The sequence below is a fragment of the Tessaracoccus luoxuelianae genome (assembly GCF_054483915.1).
In genome coordinates this window covers 1,836,643-1,853,532 of the sequence record NZ_CM137013.1, presented here as the reverse complement: position 1 = coordinate 1,853,532, position 16,890 = coordinate 1,836,643, and the positions used below count along the sequence as shown (strand labels likewise).

At 69.2% G+C, this 16,890-nt stretch carries 16 protein-coding genes; 3 read left to right on the top strand and 13 right to left on the bottom strand.

What is annotated here, in order from left to right:
• Nucleotides 1-26: 26 nt before the first annotated feature.
• The gene (gene rpsO / locus ACX1D1_RS08250; protein ID WP_182782998.1) at nt 27-290 is read right to left on the bottom strand and encodes a 30S ribosomal protein S15; all 264 of its coding nucleotides are present in this window, start codon (nt 288-290) and stop codon (nt 27-29) included.
• A 205-nt stretch (nt 291-495) separates the two neighbouring features.
• Here rpsO and ACX1D1_RS08245 point away from each other — a divergent pair, with 205 nt between their 5' ends.
• On the top strand, nt 496-975 hold the full coding sequence (locus ACX1D1_RS08245) for a GNAT family N-acetyltransferase (protein WP_182782999.1): 480 nt from the start codon (nt 496-498) through the stop codon (nt 973-975).
• 10 nt (nt 976-985) lie between these two features.
• Here the strand turns inward: ACX1D1_RS08245 and ACX1D1_RS08240 are convergent, their stop codons facing one another.
• The 5 genes from ACX1D1_RS08240 to ACX1D1_RS08220 all read right to left on the bottom strand — a co-directional run bounded on the left by ACX1D1_RS08240 (nt 986) and on the right by ACX1D1_RS08220 (nt 6,550).
• The gene (locus tag ACX1D1_RS08240; protein ID WP_459054270.1) at nt 986-1,873 is read right to left on the bottom strand and encodes a bifunctional riboflavin kinase/FAD synthetase; all 888 of its coding nucleotides are present in this window, start codon (nt 1,871-1,873) and stop codon (nt 986-988) included.
• Nucleotides 1,874-1,887: 14 nt separating this feature from the next.
• Nucleotides 1,888-2,757: a tRNA pseudouridine(55) synthase TruB gene (truB, locus tag ACX1D1_RS08235; RefSeq protein ID WP_459054269.1), complete on the bottom strand. Its 870-nt coding sequence runs from the start codon at nt 2,755-2,757 to the stop codon at nt 1,888-1,890.
• Complete coding sequence (rbfA, locus tag ACX1D1_RS08230; protein ID WP_459054268.1) at nt 2,754-3,194, bottom strand: 30S ribosome-binding factor RbfA; 441 nt, start codon at nt 3,192-3,194, stop codon at nt 2,754-2,756. The genes truB and rbfA overlap by 4 nt, the downstream gene beginning before the upstream one ends.
• Nucleotides 3,194-6,118 (bottom strand): translation initiation factor IF-2, encoded by a 2,925-nt coding sequence (infB, locus tag ACX1D1_RS08225; protein ID WP_459054267.1) that lies wholly within the window; start codon nt 6,116-6,118, stop codon nt 3,194-3,196. Before infB ends, rbfA begins: the two co-directional genes overlap by 1 nt.
• Nucleotides 6,119-6,316: 198 nt before the next feature.
• The gene (locus ACX1D1_RS08220) at nt 6,317-6,550 is read right to left on the bottom strand and encodes a YlxR family protein (RefSeq protein WP_182799601.1); all 234 of its coding nucleotides are present in this window, start codon (nt 6,548-6,550) and stop codon (nt 6,317-6,319) included.
• Between the two features lie 127 nt (nt 6,551-6,677).
• On the opposite strand from ACX1D1_RS08220, the gene ACX1D1_RS08215 reads away from it, so the two are divergent.
• Nucleotides 6,678-7,256: a hypothetical protein gene (locus ACX1D1_RS08215; protein ID WP_459054265.1), complete on the top strand. Its 579-nt coding sequence runs from the start codon at nt 6,678-6,680 to the stop codon at nt 7,254-7,256.
• 65 nt (nt 7,257-7,321) lie between these two features.
• On the opposite strand, the gene ACX1D1_RS08210 is transcribed toward ACX1D1_RS08215, so the two are convergent.
• The 4 genes from ACX1D1_RS08210 to rimP all read right to left on the bottom strand — a co-directional run bounded on the left by ACX1D1_RS08210 (nt 7,322) and on the right by rimP (nt 11,903).
• Complete coding sequence (locus tag ACX1D1_RS08210; RefSeq protein WP_459054264.1) at nt 7,322-8,464, bottom strand: resuscitation-promoting factor; 1,143 nt, start codon at nt 8,462-8,464, stop codon at nt 7,322-7,324.
• Nucleotides 8,465-8,556: 92 nt separating this feature from the next.
• A complete protein-coding gene (locus tag ACX1D1_RS08205) occupies nt 8,557-10,431 on the bottom strand; it encodes an LTA synthase family protein (RefSeq protein ID WP_182783007.1) in 1,875 nt (624 codons plus the stop codon).
• A gap of 12 nt (nt 10,432-10,443) precedes the next feature.
• Nucleotides 10,444-11,418 (bottom strand): transcription termination factor NusA, encoded by a 975-nt coding sequence (gene nusA, locus ACX1D1_RS08200; RefSeq protein ID WP_182783122.1) that lies wholly within the window; start codon nt 11,416-11,418, stop codon nt 10,444-10,446.
• Complete coding sequence (gene rimP, locus ACX1D1_RS08195) at nt 11,418-11,903, bottom strand: ribosome maturation factor RimP (RefSeq protein WP_182799599.1); 486 nt, start codon at nt 11,901-11,903, stop codon at nt 11,418-11,420. Before rimP ends, nusA begins: the two co-directional genes overlap by 1 nt.
• Before the next feature lie 65 nt (nt 11,904-11,968).
• Between rimP and ACX1D1_RS08190 the strand changes: the two genes are divergently transcribed.
• Nucleotides 11,969-12,898, top strand: coding sequence for a hypothetical protein (locus tag ACX1D1_RS08190; RefSeq protein WP_459054263.1), 930 nt, complete (start codon nt 11,969-11,971; stop codon nt 12,896-12,898).
• A gap of 3 nt (nt 12,899-12,901) precedes the next feature.
• Here the strand turns inward: ACX1D1_RS08190 and ACX1D1_RS08185 are convergent, their stop codons facing one another.
• From ACX1D1_RS08185 to ispG, 3 genes are all read right to left on the bottom strand, one after another.
• A complete protein-coding gene (locus ACX1D1_RS08185; RefSeq protein WP_182783010.1) occupies nt 12,902-14,671 on the bottom strand; it encodes a proline--tRNA ligase in 1,770 nt (589 codons plus the stop codon).
• Nucleotides 14,672-14,885: 214 nt separating this feature from the next.
• Nucleotides 14,886-15,722, bottom strand: a complete 837-nt coding sequence (locus ACX1D1_RS08180; RefSeq protein ID WP_459054262.1) for a GNAT family N-acetyltransferase — start codon at nt 15,720-15,722, stop codon at nt 14,886-14,888.
• A 10-nt stretch (nt 15,723-15,732) separates the two neighbouring features.
• A complete protein-coding gene (gene ispG, locus ACX1D1_RS08175; protein ID WP_182783012.1) occupies nt 15,733-16,875 on the bottom strand; it encodes a flavodoxin-dependent (E)-4-hydroxy-3-methylbut-2-enyl-diphosphate synthase in 1,143 nt (380 codons plus the stop codon).
• Nucleotides 16,876-16,890 lie beyond the last annotated feature (15 nt).

Below are 16,890 nucleotides of genomic sequence, written 5' to 3'. Positions count from 1 at the left end.
CCTGAACCGTGATTAGTGGTCCGCGATCAGCGGCGCAGGCCGAGGCGTGCGATCAGCGCGCGGTAGTGCTCAATATCGTTCTTGGCGACGTAGTTGAGCAGCCGGCGGCGCTGGCCGACCATGAGCAGCAGGCCTCGGCGGCTGTGGTGGTCTCCCTTGTGAGCCTTGAGGTGCTCAGTGAGGTGGGAGATCCGCTTGGTCAGCAGCGCGATCTGCACGTCAGGCGAGCCGGTGTCCCCGGGTGCGATGGCGTAGTCGTCGATGATCTTCTTCTTGTCCACAGCGTCCATAAATATGGGTCCTTCCGGTTCGCTGCACGGCGCCCCCGTTGCGGGTGCTGTCGGGGCTCTGACGGGTCCGTGGCCGATCGAACGGCAACCTGGGAACCCTATCACCGCCAGTGCAGCTCCCCCAAACCGCTCACTGTCCGGGGGTCGGACTCCGTGAAAGGGGTAGGGTGGGACCAGTCCCCTGCAGAGTGAACAAGGAGCCCCTATGGCCGTCGCCGTCCGTCCTGCGACATCAGCAGATCTTGAGGCCCTGCGCTCACGTCAGTCGCGGCCGGAGCTCGGTCTGGTTGACGAGCACTTCGAGGCGCAGCAGCGCGGCGCACTGATCTTCGCGGTCGCCTTCGACGGCGACGAGCCTCTGGGCACGGCGGTGCTGGACCTCGACGCGGACTCGATGACTCCCGAGCTGCGCAACATGTTCGTCTACCCGGAGGCCCGTCGCAAGGGCGCCGGCCGGGCATTGAGCCAGTTTCTCGAGTCGGAGGCTCGCGCCCGCGGCTTTGCAGCGGTGTACCTCGCGGTGGATCCCAACAATGAGAAGGCCGTGCCGCTGTACATCTCGCTCGAATATCACCCCACAGGCGAGCACCTGTTTGTCGACGAGCCCGAGGTGCAGCAGGTGGATCCCGACGCTGAGCCCAGCCAGCACTACGCCATCTACAAAAAGTCGCTGACCGCCCGCTGACCGGTGGGGCTCAGCCGAGGAGCCGCCGCCTGGCTGCCTCCACGTCGGCTCCCATCTGCTCGACCAAGGCGTCGATGCCGGTGAAACGCACCTGTCCGCGGAGCCGCTCGACGAAGTCCACGGCCACCTCCACCCCGTACAGCTCGAGGTCCGTGCGGTCCAGGACGTAGCTCTCCACCCTGCGATCCGCACCGTCGAACGTGGGATTGGTGCCCACCGAGATGGCCGCCGGCATGGGCTCGCTGCCCCGTTCGTCGAGGTTGGTCAGCCACCCGGCGTAGACGCCGTCTGCGGGCACGGCCATCTCGGTGGACACGGTGAGGTTCGCCGTCGGGAAGCCGAGGTCCCTGCCGCGCTGGTCACCCACGACCACCACCCCGCGGAATCGGAAGGGCCTGGTGAGGTGTTGGGCCGCGCCCGCCACGTCCCCGGCTGCCAACAGCTCCCGGATGGCGGTGGAGCAGGTGACCTCATGGTTGATCACCTCGAGCTGGAGCGGGATCACCTCGAACCGTCCCGCGCCGAGCTCGGCGAGCGTCCGCACGTCGCCCGCAGCGCGATGACCGAAGCGGAAGTTCTCCCCCACAACCACGCGCACCGGGTGAAGAGGGATGAGGAACCGGTCCACGAACTCGGCCGGGGACATCGCCGCCACCTCCGGGGTGAACCGGATCACGCGCACCTCGTGAGCCCCGGCACCCTTGAGCAGTTCTATGCGGGTCCGGAGATCGCTCAACAGCTTCGGGGCCGCGGCCGGGCGCAGCACCGTCACCGGGTGTGGCCAGAAGGTCAGCACGACCAGCGGGTGATCGACGTCGCGCGTCGCCTCGGCCAGCACGCGGCGATGGCCGACATGTACCCCGTCGAAGTTGCCGATGACGACGACCGTTTCAGTCACAGTTGCTCAATCTGTCATGCTCCGACCAGCACCGCAAGCGGTCTCGCACCGCCGTCGGCCGGTTCATACAGGGCGAGGAGTTCCCCGGAGGGTGAGAGCATCCCGGTGGGTGAGCCCGGGACGGGGCGGGCCAGGGGGCGACCGTAGCCGACGTCGCGCGCCTCGTCGTCGGTGAGGTCCACGACGGGGAAGCTGAGGCGCGCCGCGTCCGCCATCGACATCAGCTCCGGCGGCTCGTCGGAGAGGACGACTGCGTTCTCCAGCGCGTAGTGCCCGATACGGGTGCGCCTCAGAGCTGTGAGGTGACCACCCACCCCGAGGGAGGCCCCGAGGTCGCGGGCGATCGCCCGGATGTAGGTGCCCGAGGAGCATTCGATATCCAGGTCCACGTCGAGGCGTGCCCCGTCGACGCGTACGGCCAGCACGTCGAGCCGGGCCACCGTCACAGGGCGCGCCTTCAGCTCGACGGCCTCCCCTGCCCGCGCCAGAGCGTAGGAACGCTTCCCGTCGACTTTGATGGCCGAATAGCTGCTGGGCACCTGCAGAATGTCCCCCCGTAAGGGGATCAGCGCCCCTTCCAGCTCCCACTCCGTGACGGCCGAGGCGTCCGCCACGAACACCACCTCGCCCTCGGCGTCGTCGGTGGCCGAGGACTCCCCCAACCGCACGGTGGCCAGGTAGCGCTTGTCGTGCAGGGCCAGGTGCCCGAGCATCCGGGTGGCCCGGTTGACGCCGAGGATCAGCACGCCCGTGGCCATGGGATCCAGGGTGCCTGCGTGCCCGATCTTCCGCGTGCCCAGGAGCCTGCGCAGCCGACCCACCACCTGGTGGGAGGTGACCCCCGACTCCTTGTCGACGATCACCACCCCCGAGGTCCGGGTCACTGCTCGTCGTCCTCCTCGGACTCGCGCGGCTTCCGGTACGGCTCCGACTCGCCGGCGAAGGTCTTGCCGGCGGCGGCCTGAGCCGCCGCGGCATCCTTGGCCTGCACCTCCGCCAACAGGTCCTCCATGTGCCGCGCCACCTCGGGGGTGGCGTCGAGCACGAAGGACAGCGTGGGCGTGAACTTCATTCCCAGGTGCTGCCCAACGGTGGAGCGGAGCATGCCGGTGGCCGACTCGAGCGCCGCCGCGGATGCGGCACGCGCCTCGTCGTCACCCAGCACCGTGTAGAAGGCCGTGGCGTCGCGGTTGTCCCCGGTCAGCCTCACCTCCGTGAGGGTCACGAAGCCCAGACGGGGATCCTTGACGCGTCGCTCGATGGTGGTGGCGAGGATGACCTTGATCTGGTCCGCCAGCTTGGCGTTTCTTGGACCTGGCATCAGGAGCGCTCCTTCTCCACCATCTCGAACGTCTCGATGACGTCTCCGATCCGGATGTCGTTGTAGTTGTTGAGCGTGACACCGCACTCGAAGCCCTCGCGGACCTCAGTGGCATCGTCCTTCTCGCGCCGCAGCGAAGCGATAGTGCTGGTGGCCACCACCACCCCGTCGCGCAGCAGGCGTGCACTGGCGTTGCGACGGAGGGTGCCGTCGGTGACCATGCAGCCTGCGATGTTGCCGAACTTGGACGAGCGGAAGATCTCGCGGATCTCCGCCTGGCCACGCACTTCCTCGGCGAAGATCGGCTTGAGCATGCCCTTGAGCGCCGCCTCGATCTCGTCGATGGCCGAGTAGATGACCGAGTAGAACCGCATATCCACGTTCTCGCGGTCCGCCATCTGCGCCGCGTGCGGCGTGGGCCGCACGTTGAAGCCGATGATGACAGCCTTCGAGGCCGCAGCCAGCGAAACGTTGGTCTCGGTGATGGCACCGACACCGCGGTCGATGACACGCAGCGACACCTCATCGTTGACCTCGATCTTGGACAGTGCATCCTCGAGCGCCTCGACCGAGCCCGCGCCGTCGCCCTTGAGGATGAGCAGCAGCTCCTGCGCCTCGCCCTTCTCCAGCTGCTCGAACAGCTGGTCGAGGGTCTTGCGACGGCTCGTCTTGGCCTGCTGGGCGGCGCGCATGCGGGCCTCCCGCTTGTCGGCGATCTGACGCGCCATGCGATCGTCCTCGACGACCAGGACGTTGTCACCAGCCCCGGGCACGGACGTGAGTCCGAGTACCTGAACGGGCATCGACGGCGGGGCGGAGTCCATGATCTCGCCCTGATCGTTGATCAGGGCGCGGACACGCCCGTGAGCCGAACCGGCCACGATCGAGTCGCCGATCCGCAGCGTGCCACGGTGCACCAGCACCGTCGCCACGGGACCACGGCCCTTGTCCAGGTGCGCCTCGATGGCCACACCCTGGGCGGGCATGTCCGGGTTGGCACGCAGGTCCAGAGCGGCATCCGCGGTCAGGACGATGGCCTCGAGGAGTTCGTCCAGACCCTGGTGCGTGATGGCGGAGACGTCAACGAACTGGGTGTCGCCGCCGTACTCCTCCGGCACGAGGCCGTACTCGGAGAGCTGCCCGCGAACCCGCGTGGGATCCGCCGCCTCCTTGTCGACCTTGTTGACCGCCACCACGATCGGCACGTTCGCCGCCAAAGCGTGGTTGAGCGCCTCGATGGTCTGGGGCATCACGCCGTCATCCGCCGCCACCACCAGCACGGCGATGTCGGTGGACTTCGCGCCGCGGGCACGCATGGCGGTGAACGCCTCGTGGCCCGGGGTGTCGATGAACGTGATGGGACGGACGTTGCCGTCCACCTCGGTGACCACCTGGTAGGCGCCGATGGCCTGCGTGATGCCGCCGGCCTCCTTGGCCACGATGTTGGTGTCACGCAGGGCGTCCAGCAGCTTGGTCTTGCCGTGGTCCACGTGACCCATCACCGTGACGACGGGGGGACGGGCTTCAAGGTCGTCCTCGTCGCCGATGTTCTCGCCGAACTCCAGATCGAAGCTCTCCAACAGCTCGCGATCCTCGTCCTCGGGCGAGACGACCTCGATTCGGTAATCGAGCTCGGCACCCAACACCTCGAGGGTGTCGTCTGCCACGGACTGGGTGGCCGTGACCATCTCACCGAGGTGGAACAGCACCTGCACCAGCGACGCGGGCTCGACGCCGATCTTCTCGGCGAGGTCCGTCAGGGATGCGCCGCGGCGCAGGCGCACGGTGGCTCCGTCGCCCTTGCGCAGACGCACGCCGCCGATCGCCGGCGCCTCCATCTGGTCGAACTCTTGCCTACGCTGCTTCTTCGACTTGCGTCCACGGCGACCGGCCGCGCCACCGCGACCGAAGGCTCCCTGCGTACCGCCGGTACGGCCGCGACCGCCACCGCGACCGCCTCCAGCCGGGGCACCCATGCCGCCGCCCATGCCGGGACCGCCGGCTCCACCGGCGCCGCCGGGCCCACCCGGACGGCCACCACCGGGGCGACCACGGCCGGGGCCGCCAGGCCCAGCGGGCCGACCGCCACGGGCGGCGGGGGCGCCGAGCTGGGTGTTGGATGTCTTGGGCATCATCGCCGGGTTGGGGCGGGGCATGCCCGGCACCCCTCCGGTGCCGCCGGGACGCGGCATCCGGTCACCGGCACCGGCAGGTGCGCCTGGGCGGGCACCTGGAGCGCCTGGGCGGGCGCCGGGCGCGTCGGGGCGACGACGCTGCTGCGTGCCCATCCCCTGGGCGGGAGCGAACGGGTTGTTACCGGGCCGAGGGGCGCCCGGCTTGCGGGAACCGGCCCCTGGTGTGGGGGCTCCGGGCCTGGGACCAGGGACGCCTGGGCGGGGGGCTGACGAGCCGGGTCCGGGACGCTGTCCGGGGGCGGCAGGCCGCTGCGGGGCCGGCGTAGCCGGGCGGGCCGCCTGGGGCGCCGGAGTCACGGGCGCCGCGGGGGGCGTCGTCGGCCGAGGGCCAGGGGCCGGCGCGGGTGCTGGGGTGGGCGCCGGCGGGATGGGTGCCGGTGCCGGGGTGGGCCTTGGTGCCGCGGGGCGCGGGGCATCCGTGGACGGGGCGGGCGCGGGGGCTGCCGGGGCCACGGGAGCTGACGGGGTGGCGGCGGCGGGCGTGGCGTCCGACGCAGCCGGGGCGGGCTTCGGGCGCGCGGCCGGAGCCGGGGCGGGCTTCGGAGCGGTCGTCGGGTCGGCGGGGGCGGGCGCGCTACCCAGCGCTTCCCGGATGCGGCGCACGACTGGTGCCTCCAGCGTGGAGGACGGTCCGCGAACGTACTCGCCGTTCTCTCCCAGCCAGGCCAGAAGGTCTTTGCTTGTCTTACCGATTTCCTTGGCGATCTCGTGGACGCGAGGCTTTGCCACTACTCTCCTTTGCGGCCCGACCTCCAAGGGGCGAACCTTTAGTTGTGCTGAATCATCGTTGGGTTCTCATCGAGTGGTCATGAGCGTGAGCCCACCTTCTGGTTGTCGCCCTGTCGGGCGTGGAACGATGCGGCCACGACAAAGACGTGGGCCGCTGGACATCATATCCTCCCGAAGAGGCTTGATCCAGCCAGAGTGTCAAGCCGCAGGCCAGTGCGCAGCCGGGTCCAGCTCGACGGCTGCACCGAAGGCCCTCCGGACCGCCCGGCGGCGGATCGCCAGTTCCAGGCAGCCGGCGTGAACGTAGGCTCCGCGTCCCGGGAGGCGCGGTCGGGTGCCGTCGACGGCGAGGTCGCCTCGTCGGACGAGCCGAAGGAGCCGGTCCTGATCGTCACGGCCTCGGCAGCCGATGCAGGTGCGTTGGGGAGTCATCGGACCCAAGCCTACGGCCACATTGCCAGCAACACCCCAGGCACCGCACAGCGTCCTGACAGGGGGCGGCGGGAAGGTTGATCCATCGGGCATCAGGCCCGAGATCTACTCACCATCAGGAGGACACATGCAGAACAAACTGATCGCCGGCATTTCCGCCGCCGCCATGGCCGCGGGCCTGGGCTTCGGCGTCTCACAGATCGCCACCGCCGACACCACCACCCCCACCCCGAGCGCGTCGGCATCGGCCAGCGAGGACTCCTCGGCCCCCCTCGGATCACGCGAGGGCAAGGGCCGCCACGGCGACCGCGGAATGCCCGGTGCCGACGCGGCCACCCTCGCCGAGAAGCTCGGCGTGGAGGAGGACGCGCTCGAGGACGCGATGGATGCGGCCCGCGAGGGCCTGGAGTTCGTCCAACCCTCAACGGATGCCACCGACGAGGAACGCGAGGCGGCGCGGACGGAGCGGCAGGCTGCGTACGTGAGCGCGCTCGCGGGCGAACTCGGCATCGACGAATCGAGGGTGCAGGCCGCCCTCGACGAGATCCAGGCCGCCCGCACAGCCGAGCGGGCAGAGGCCGACACTGCGATCCTGGACCAGGCTGTCACGGACGGGAAGCTGACCCAGGCCGAAGCGGACACAGTGCAGAAGGCGATCGACGCCGGCATCGTCTCCACCCGCGGCGGTGGGCACCGGGGCCGCTGATCGACACAGACAAGACCCGGTGGCTCAGGCCACCGGGTCTTGTCTGTGCGCCGAGGCGCAGGGTGTCAGGCGCAGCTCCACGGCTGGGTGCCGCGGATCGCGTAGAGGCGGTTCGCCACGGTGATCTGCTCCGCGCGGCTGGCCTGGTGGGGGTAGGACGCGAAGTCCTGGCCGTTGACCGAGCGCCAGGTGGCAAGGTTGAACTGCAGGCCCCCGTAGTAGCCGTTGCCCGTGTTGATGTCCCAGCGGCCGCCCGACTCGCACTGGGCGATCCGGTCCCACATGTCCGCACGGGCGAGGTTGATGGCACCGCCGGATGACGACGTCGAGGAGGACGTGGACGAGGATGACGTGGACGAGGTGGCAGGGGCGGACACCTTGGTGCCCACCGTGGTGACCTGCGTCACGGGCTTACGGGTGACCACCCGCTCGTCGAGGGCGGAGCTGACCAGTGTGCCGTCCTCATACACCTCGGTGTAGGTCTCGCTGGCGAGGCCGTTGACTCCCTTGGTGGTGATCTTGCTGGTTCCCTTGGCCAGGTCCGCGGACTTCACCGAGGTCTTCTCGAAGGGCACCGCCACCTCTTTGGTGGCCTGCTTGACCTCAACAGCGACCACGGTGATGGCTAGTCCGTCCTCCAGAACGGTGCCGGCCGCGGGGGTCACCTTGTCGTCGGAATCCGGCTTGACGCCGGCCTGGGCCAGCGCATCCGCGACAGTACCGGCCACGGTCAGCTGGGCGGGCGTCCCCGCCACCGTCAGCGTGACGTCCTTGGCGGTGGCCAGCTCCATCGTCAGCCCCTGGCGGGAGATCGTGGTGGAACGGGACGTGGAGAGCTTCGAGTCGGCGGCGCCCAGGTTGAGCATCGACAGCGCCTCGCCAACGGTGCGGGCGGTGGTCCAGACGGTCCGCTTCTCGCCGTCGACCGTCACTTCAAGCTCGCGGCCGAAGGCGACGCTGATCTCCATGTCGTCGTCGACCTCGGTGTCCGGCCCGGGCAGGACCACATCATGCCGGCCCAGCTCGATGTTCTCCAGCTGCAGCACCTCGGCGACTGTGTCCTCACGCACCGCAATGGTGCGAGAGACGCCGTCGACGACGAGGGTGACGTCGTTCTTGTGCAGGGCTGTCGCGACTCCCGCCGCGGTCACGAGCGCGAGCGCGCAGCCGCCGGCCGCCACGGGGATCCAGAACTTCTTCGCCTTCAACACGAACTCCTCAAGTTTCAGCAGTGTGCTATCAGGCTAACCCGGAAGTTGAGAGAAAACCAAAAATAACCTGAGATTCTCTCAGTAGTGGGCTACTGTCCGGCGCGGTGTGCCTCGTACATCGCCTCGGTGTCGACGTACCACGCCAGCGCGACGTCGCGGAGCTCGCCCATCCACGCCTCATCCGCCGTCGCGGCGAGGTCGTTGAGCTCGAAGGGGTCCGCCGCGAGGTCGAAGACCTCGTCGCGCCGGTCTCCGAAGTGGTGGATGAGCTTGCGGTCACCGTCGATGACCGCCGTGCAGCGCCCCCGCGCGAGGCAGGTGGCCACCAACGGACCTTGGGGCTCTCCGCTGTAGAGCGACGGCTGATACGCGTGCCCGGAGACCAGGTCGAAGCCGAGAGCGTCGACGGCGGTGGGCAGGACTGCCAGCTGGTTCGCCGGCTGCCCCAGCTGCTCTCCCTCCCGCTGGGGGTCGTGCACCAGGAAGGGGATCCTGACGCCCTCGTCGTAGATCGTGTTGTCGTGCTGGAAGACGCGGTGCTCGCCGAAGCCCTCGCCATGATCGCCTGTCACCACGAAGACGGTGTCCTCGTAGAGTCCGAGCTCCTTGAACATGTCGATCACGCGGCCGACGAAGGCATCCTGGTAGTGGATGCCGTTGAGGTACGAGTTGAGGAGCGGATCCTCCACGAAGTCGATCGGCTCGTGGCCCTCGAGCACGTAGTCGTGGTGCCCCGTGACTGTCAGCATGCCGAGCATGAACGGCTCGCCGTCGGTGGTGGCCAGCCAGTCACGAGCGGGTCCGAGCATGATGTCGTCTTCGTAGCCGAAGTAGTTGGCCTTCCCGAAGCCGACCTTCGGCATGCTGTCCACGGAGCGGAAGAAATCGAAGCCGAGGTTGTCCACCGTCCCGCGCCTGCGCTCGAAGTGTTCGGTGGCCGACTGGAGGAACGCGGTCTCGTAGCCCTGGTCCCCCAGCAGTTCGGCCAGGCACGGCATCGGCATGCTGCCTGCCTCGGCCTCGGTGTTGTCGTGGTCAGGAGGTGCGGCGACCCCGCAGTGGACGGCTGTGAGGGCCTTCGAGGTGTGCGGAAGGAGCGAGTAGCCGCGCGACGGCGTGAGGCTGGACTCCGCAAGCGCATCGAGGACAGGGGTCACGGGTTGGCTCGTGGGAGGCAGCGTCGAGGTGGCGCGCTGCGACTCGAGGGTGATCACCACGAGGTTGCGCCCGGAGGCATCGGGCCGGGGCACCAACCGGGTCTCACCGACAGCCTGAGCGACGGCGACCGCACTGGCCGGCTCCGGATAGGCGTCCGCCTCACGGATCGGGGCGACGACGAGCTGAACGGGCGGCGCGAGCGCGAAGGCGGCCGAGACGGTGGGCGCGCTCCAGGCCGAGGCGGCCAGCAACAGAGCGGCCACTGCCACCACCACGAGCCGACGCACCAGCCGCGAGGGCTTCCTCAGGGCCCGCGAGACCAGGGGCCCCAGCAGCAGGGGCGCGACGAGGGTGTTCACCAGCACCCCGACGGCCAGGGCGATCATGCCGGGGGTGATCTGGGATTCCAGGAGACCGTGCAGCTCTCCCCCGCCGCGCCACGCGTACTCGATCTGCATCCAGGTGAGCGGGTTGCCAGTCGTCATCACATAGCTGTGGCTGACCACCAGGAAGAGCCCCAGCACCAGCGTGGCGGCGTGGGCCAGATAGAACGCGATGGTACGCAACCACCCTGGGCCGACCGCCGACAGCACCCCCCACAGGAGCACCCATGCGGACCCGAAGGCCACATCGGACCACACGCGGGCGGCCACCTCGCCGAGGTCGGCGTCCGGGAAGTACGCGCCGGTGCGCGCGAACTTCAGCCACACCCCCATGAGCGCGACGGGCAGCAGGAGCACGACGAGGCGGCCCCACTTGTGGCGGGGCTTGAGTAAACGGGAACCAAACGGGCGGTGAACAGGCATCGTTGGGACATGTTACGCCCCCGGTGCGGTATCGGGCTGAATGTCGATTCGCCACCCGGTGAGGCGGGCGGCCAACCGCGCGTTCTGCCCCTCGCGCCCGATGGCCAGCGAGAGCTGGTAATCGGGAACGATCGCGCGGCAGGCGCGCGCCTGGAGATCCATCACCGTCACCGACAGGACCTTGGCCGGCGACAGGGCCGCCGCGACAAACTTCGCCGGGTCCTCGGAGTAGTCGACGATGTCGATCTTCTCCTCCCCCAACTCGTTGGTCACGGCGCGGACGCGTTGTCCCATGGGTCCGATGAAGGCGCCCTTGGCGGAGACATCCGGGTGGTTCGAGCGCACCGCGATCTTGGTCCGGTGCCCGGCCTCGCGCGCGATCTCCATGATCTCCACCATCCCCTGCCCGAGCTCGGGCACCTCCATGGCGAAGAGCTTCTTGACCAGGTTGGGGTGCGTGCGCGACACGATCACCTGGGGACCGCGCAGTTCACGGCGGACCGCCACCACGTAGACCCTGAGCCGACGGCCGTGCGAGTAGTCCTCCCCCGGAACCTGCTCGGCCAGCGGCATCATCGCCTCGAGCGAACCGAGGTCCACCCGCACCGCCCTGGTGTCGCGGTCCTGCTGGATGGTGCCCACCACGATGTCGCCCTCGGTGCCGGCGAAGTGGCCGTACTTCTGATCATCCTCGGCCTCCCTGAGCCGCTGGAAGATCACCTGACGAGCAGTGGCCGCCGCGATCCGGCCGAAGTCATCAGGCGTGTCGTCGAAGTAGCCGATGATCTTGTCGTCGTCGTCGAACTCGGGGGCGAGCACACTCACCTTGCCGGTCTTGCGGTTGACCTCGACCTTGACCCCGCGCAGGGCGTGCGGGGTCTTGTTGTACGCGTTGAGCAGTGCGTCTTCAAGGGTCTTGATGAGGTAGTCCTCGGAGATCTCCTTGTCCCGCTCGATTGCGCGCAGCGCTGCCAGATCGACGTCCATCATGCTTCCTCTCCGTCATCGTCGGCCAGGGAGCGGTTGAGCTCCACCTGGACGACGGCCTTCCTGATGTCGCTGAGCGCGACGGTGCGGTGCGTCCCCTCGACGTCCAGAGTGACCCCCTCCTCGGTGACGTCGACGATCCGGCCGGTGGTGTCCCCCTCCGCCAGCCACAGCTTGACGAGCCGGCCGGTGTTTCTGCGGTAGTGCTTGGCGGCGGTGAGGGGGGTGCTGACGCCACGCGAGCTCACCTCGAGGGTGTAGGGACGTGTGCCCACGGCGTCGCTCTCGTCGAGCGCCGCCGAGATGGACGAGGCTGCGCGGGCGATGTCGTCGAGCAGCGGTCCCCGACCCAGCGGCCCGTCGCCGTCGACGCTGATCCGTAGTACGGAGCGCTTGCCGAGAGGTGTGACCTCCATGCTGTCGAGCTCGAGTCCGTGCTCCGCGAGGATCGGTTCAATGACCGACGCGAGCGTGTTCTCCTGCATCTTCGGCTCCATATCCGGTTGTTGGCCTAATTGTGAAGACCAAGCATACCGATAGGCTGAAGTCCATGAGATGTGGCAGGCGCGCGGTCCTGGCGGCCCTGCTCGTTGCGGGCTGCGGCCTGGACCCCACCATTTCCCAGCCGTCGCTCCCTGCGCCCGAGCCGGATCCGACCCCCAGCCAGACCGCCGAGGCCGCTGAGGCCACCGCCGCGGTGGCGGGGCTGGTTGCCGCCATCGAGGCGGGTCGTTCCGCCGAGGGCGCCCCGACGAGTTATCCCGCCTGGGCCGACGCCGCCGTAACCGCTCTGGGCGCCGTGCTGGACCGCCTGCGGGCAGCTGACCCGGTGGCGGGGGGAGAGCCCGTCTTCGACCTGCCACCGCACTCCCCCGAGACCCCACCGCCCGCGGGGCTTGAGGAGTCGCTGGCGGCGGCGTCGACGGCGGCGGAGACCTCGCTGCGCCGCGCCGCGCTGGCCGCACAGGCCCAGCCGCTCAGGCTGCTGTACGCCTCCGCGGCGTGCACGTCCCGCGGATTGACGACGGTGGGGGCAGCACCCGTCGAAGGCGAGGCGGAGCCGCGTCACTTTCAGGGCACCACCGTGGCCGCCTCGCTCCCCATCGCCCTCAGCCACTCCTGGGCGCTGATCTACGGGCTCGGCGTGGGGATCGGCCGACTCGACGGCGACGACCCCCTGCGCGACCTCGGAACAGCCCGGCTGGCCACCGCGAAGGAGTTGCGCAACGAGCTGCGCGACGCGCTCCCGGCGGTCGCACCTGTGCAGCCCGCGACGTTCGAGCTGCCCACGGCGATGACCACCAGCGAGGAGATCCGGGCGGGATGGGGGGCGCTGGAGCTGGGGCTCCTGGAGGGCCTCGGCCGGCTGGTGGCAGCGGGAGGGCCGGGCCGTGAGCGTTGGCTGGAGCTCATGGTCGGGGCCGCCGATTCCGTGGGGGCCATGGGCCGGCCCCTCCCCCACTGGCCAGGCTGGGTCTGAGGCTCAGCGCCCGGCTGCCAGCAGAACCTGGGCAACGATCTCGGCCACGGGCAGCTCCTGCCGCCCGCCGGTTCGCCGGTCGCGCAGCTCCACCACACCGTCGGCCAGTCCGCGACCCACCACGACGATGATGGGCATCCCCATGATCTCGGCGTCGGCGAACTTCACGCCCGGGCTTGCCTTGCGGTCATCGAGGAGGACGTCGACCCCGCGGCCCGACAGCTCTCCCGCGATCCGCTCGGCCTCGGCGAACACCGCCGCATCCTTGCCTGTGGCCACCACCTGTACCTGGAACGGCGCCAGCGCCAGCGGCCAGCAGAGGCCCTTGTCGTCGCAGGTGGTCTCTGCCACCGCGGCCACGGCTCGCGAGACGCCCACGCCGTAGGAGCCCATCGTGACCGTGACCAGCTTCCCGTTGGAATCCAGGACCTTCAGACCCAGCGCGTCGGCGTACTTGCGCCCGAGCTGGAAGATGTGGCCCATCTCGATTCCCCTGGCCAGGGTCAGCGGCCCGGAGCCGTCCGGCGCGGGATCGCCCTCTCGGACCTCCGCCACGTCCAGGACCCCATCGGCCACGAAGTCGCGGCCCGCGGTGACGCCCACCAGGTGCGTGTCCTTGAGGTTGGCGCCGGTGGCCCAGAACGTGCCCTCCACCACCCGGGGGTCCACGAGGTACTCGATGCCGGTGGCCGAATCCTTGCCGAGCACCCGGGTCCCGTCCAGCGACACCGGGGAGATGTAGCCCACCACCAGGTCTGGGAACTTCGCGAAGTCCTCGGCGCCGAAGGGCTCGGCGACGGACGGCTCGAGGGCTGCGGCCAACCGCTTGAGGTCCACCTCCCGATCCCCGGGGAGCCCGACGGCGAGCGCGCGCGTGGACCCGTCGGCGTCAGTGACCCGGAACAGGATGTTCTTGAGCGTGTCGGCACCGGTCCAGGAGCGATCGGGACGGTCGCGGTTGAGGATGTCGACAACGGCGGCGATCGATCCGGCGTCCGGGGTGTCGATCGGCGCCATGGCGGGTGCGTCCTCGACCGGCAGCGGCGCGGGAGCGGCGAACCGCACGGCCTCCACGTTGGCCGCGTAGCCGGCGGGCGAGCGGACGAAGGTGTCCTCGCCGTTGTCGGCCACTGCCAGGAATTCCTCCGAGCGTGAGCCGCCCATGGCGCCCGCCATGGCGGAGACGATGACGAATTCGAGGCCGAGGCGCTCGAAGATCCGCTGGTAGGCGTCGCGGTGCCGGAGGTAGCTCGCCTCGAGGCCGGCGTCGTCGACATCGAAGGAGTAGGAGTCCTTCATGATGAACTCGCGACCCCGGAGCAGGCCGGCCCGCGGGCGGGCCTCGTCGCGGTACTTGGTCTGGATCTGGTACAGCGACAACGGCAGGTCCTTGTAGGAGCTGTAGAGGTCCTTGACCATGAGGGTGAACATCTCCTCATGCGTGGGGCCGAGCAACAGATCCGCGCCCTTGCGGTCCTGCAGCCGGAACAGGTTGTCGCCGTAGTCAGACCAGCGGCCGGTGAGCTCATAGGGCTCACGGGGCAGCAGCGCCGGGAAGCGGACCTCCTGGGCGCCGATGGCGTCCATCTCCTCCCGGACGACGGCCTCCACCTTCTGCAGCACCTTCAGGCCCAGCGGCAGCCAGGAGTACACCCCGGGGGCGGCCCGGCGGATGTAGCCGGCGCGCACCAGCCAGCGGTGGCTGGGCACCTCTGCGTCGGCTGGGTCGTCGCGGAGGGTGCGGACGAACAGGCTCGACAGGCGAGTGAGCATGGGTGGCGCCTTTCTCGGGGTGGACCGGGGGTCAGCCTAGACCATGGCCCTGGGGAACCACTGACCAATCATGTCCCGGCTGCGGCGCACCGGATCGGGCGATCTGCCACCCCTCCATCTGGATATGGACGTCGAGTACACGCACCAGATGTAGTGGCGCCATCTCTTCCCGCCCGGCACGTCCTCACCGAGAACAGCATTGATCAGTGGATCCCTAGAAGTGGACCGTGGCCAGTGCCCCCACCTCGACGAACCCCAACCGCTCGTACGCCCTGATCGCGGGGGTGTTGAAGTCGTTGACGTAGAGGCTGATCCGGGGGAAGCGGCGCATCGCCAGGTGGAGCATGCCGGAGAGGGCGGGAACGCTCAGCCCCTGCCCGCGCAGCGCCGGGTCCACCCACACCCCCTGGAGTTGCGCCTGTCCCCCCAGCTTGGGGCCGAGGTCCGCCTTGAAGATCACCTTGCCACGCTCGTCGACGATGCCGTAGGCGTCTCCCTCGACGAGGCGCTGCCTCACGAAACGCTCATAACCGGATCCGTACTTGAACGGCGAGCTGCCGATCTCGTCGGTGTACATGTGGACCGAGGCGTCGAGATAGCTGGCGTAGTCGTCGACGGTCAGCTTCCGGACCCGCTCATCCGCGGCAACCTGCGGGTCGGCATCCAGCAGCATGAGGGGTTGGCGCGCCCTGATGTTGGCGACGGGGCCCCACGAACCACGCCAGCGCTCGGTCAGGCCGAGGTGGAGCCCGAGCACCGAGATGGCCGGACCCAGAATGGAGGTGCAGCGACGCACCGGGCCGAGCTGCCCCACGAACGCGGGCAGGGCCCCGGGATCGAAGCCGGCGACGAAGACGGTGCCGCCGTCCAGCAAGAGGGCTGAGACCTCTCCGCCGCGCTGATAGGCGTAGACAGTTCCGAGGCGACGGCGGTCTATCCCGTAGGTGGCCACCTTGGAGGCGAGGAACAGGTTCTCCACCGGGCTCCGGGCGAGGAACTCCAGGGCCTCATCCCGGTCGGCGCTGCCCAACGCGCGCACCCGGGAAGCCATGGGCGACAGCTTAGGAGACGGAGACGCTCGGCGCGCCCACCTCGCCCATCTCTGCGGCCAGGCGCTGCGCCTCGATGATCAGGGTCTCGACGATTTCGTCCTCAGGTACCGTCTTGATCACCTCGCCCTTGACGAAGATCTGGCCCTTGCCGTTACCCGAGGCCACACCCAGGTCCGCCTCGCGGGCCTCGCCCGGGCCGTTGACGACACAGCCCATGACCGCCACGCGCAGCGGCGCCTGCATGCCCTCGAGCCCCTTGGTCACCTGCTCGGCGAGCGTGTACACATCCACCTGGGCCCGGCCGCAGGACGGGCACGACACGATATCGAGCTTGCGGGGCTTGAGGTTGAGCGACTCGAGGATCTTGAGGCCCACCTTGACCTCTTCCGCCGGAGGGGCGGACAGCGAGACGCGGATGGTGTCGCCGATGCCGCGGCTGAGCAACGCCCCGAACGCGACCGACGACTTGATGGTGCCCTGGAAAGCCGGCCCGGCCTCCGTGACGCCGAGGTGCAACGGGTAGTCGCACTTCTCCGACAGCATCTCGTAGGCGCGCACCATCACCACCGGGTCGTTGTGCTTGACCGAGATCTTGAAGTCGTGGAAGCCGACGTCCTCGAACAGCGAGGCCTCCCACAGCGCCGACTCGACCAGCGCCTCCGCGGTGGGTGCACCATGCTTGGCGAGCAGGCGCCTGTCGAGCGAGCCCGCGTTGACGCCGATCCGCAGTGACACCCCGGAGTCAGCCGCCGCCTTCGCGATCTCCGCGACCTTGTCGTCGAACTGCTTGATGTTGCCCGGGTTCACGCGCACCGCGGCGCACCCCGCGTCGATGGCCGCGAACACGTAGCGCGGCTGGAAGTGGATGTCGGCGATGACGGGGATCTGCGACTTCATCGCGATGATGGGCAGCGCCTCGGCGTCGTCCTGGCTGGGCACCGCGACGCGGACGATGTCGCATCCCGTGGCCGTCAGCTCCGCGATCTGCTGGAGCGTGGCGTTGATGTCCGTGGTTTTTGTGGTGGTCATCGACTGGACGCTGATCGGCGCGTCGCCGCCAACCATGACCTTGCCCACCTTGATCTGCCGGGTCTTGCGGCGGGGGGTGAGAACGGGGGCCGGCGCGGGGGGCATACCGAGGTTCACGGGCATGGCGCACAGCCTACC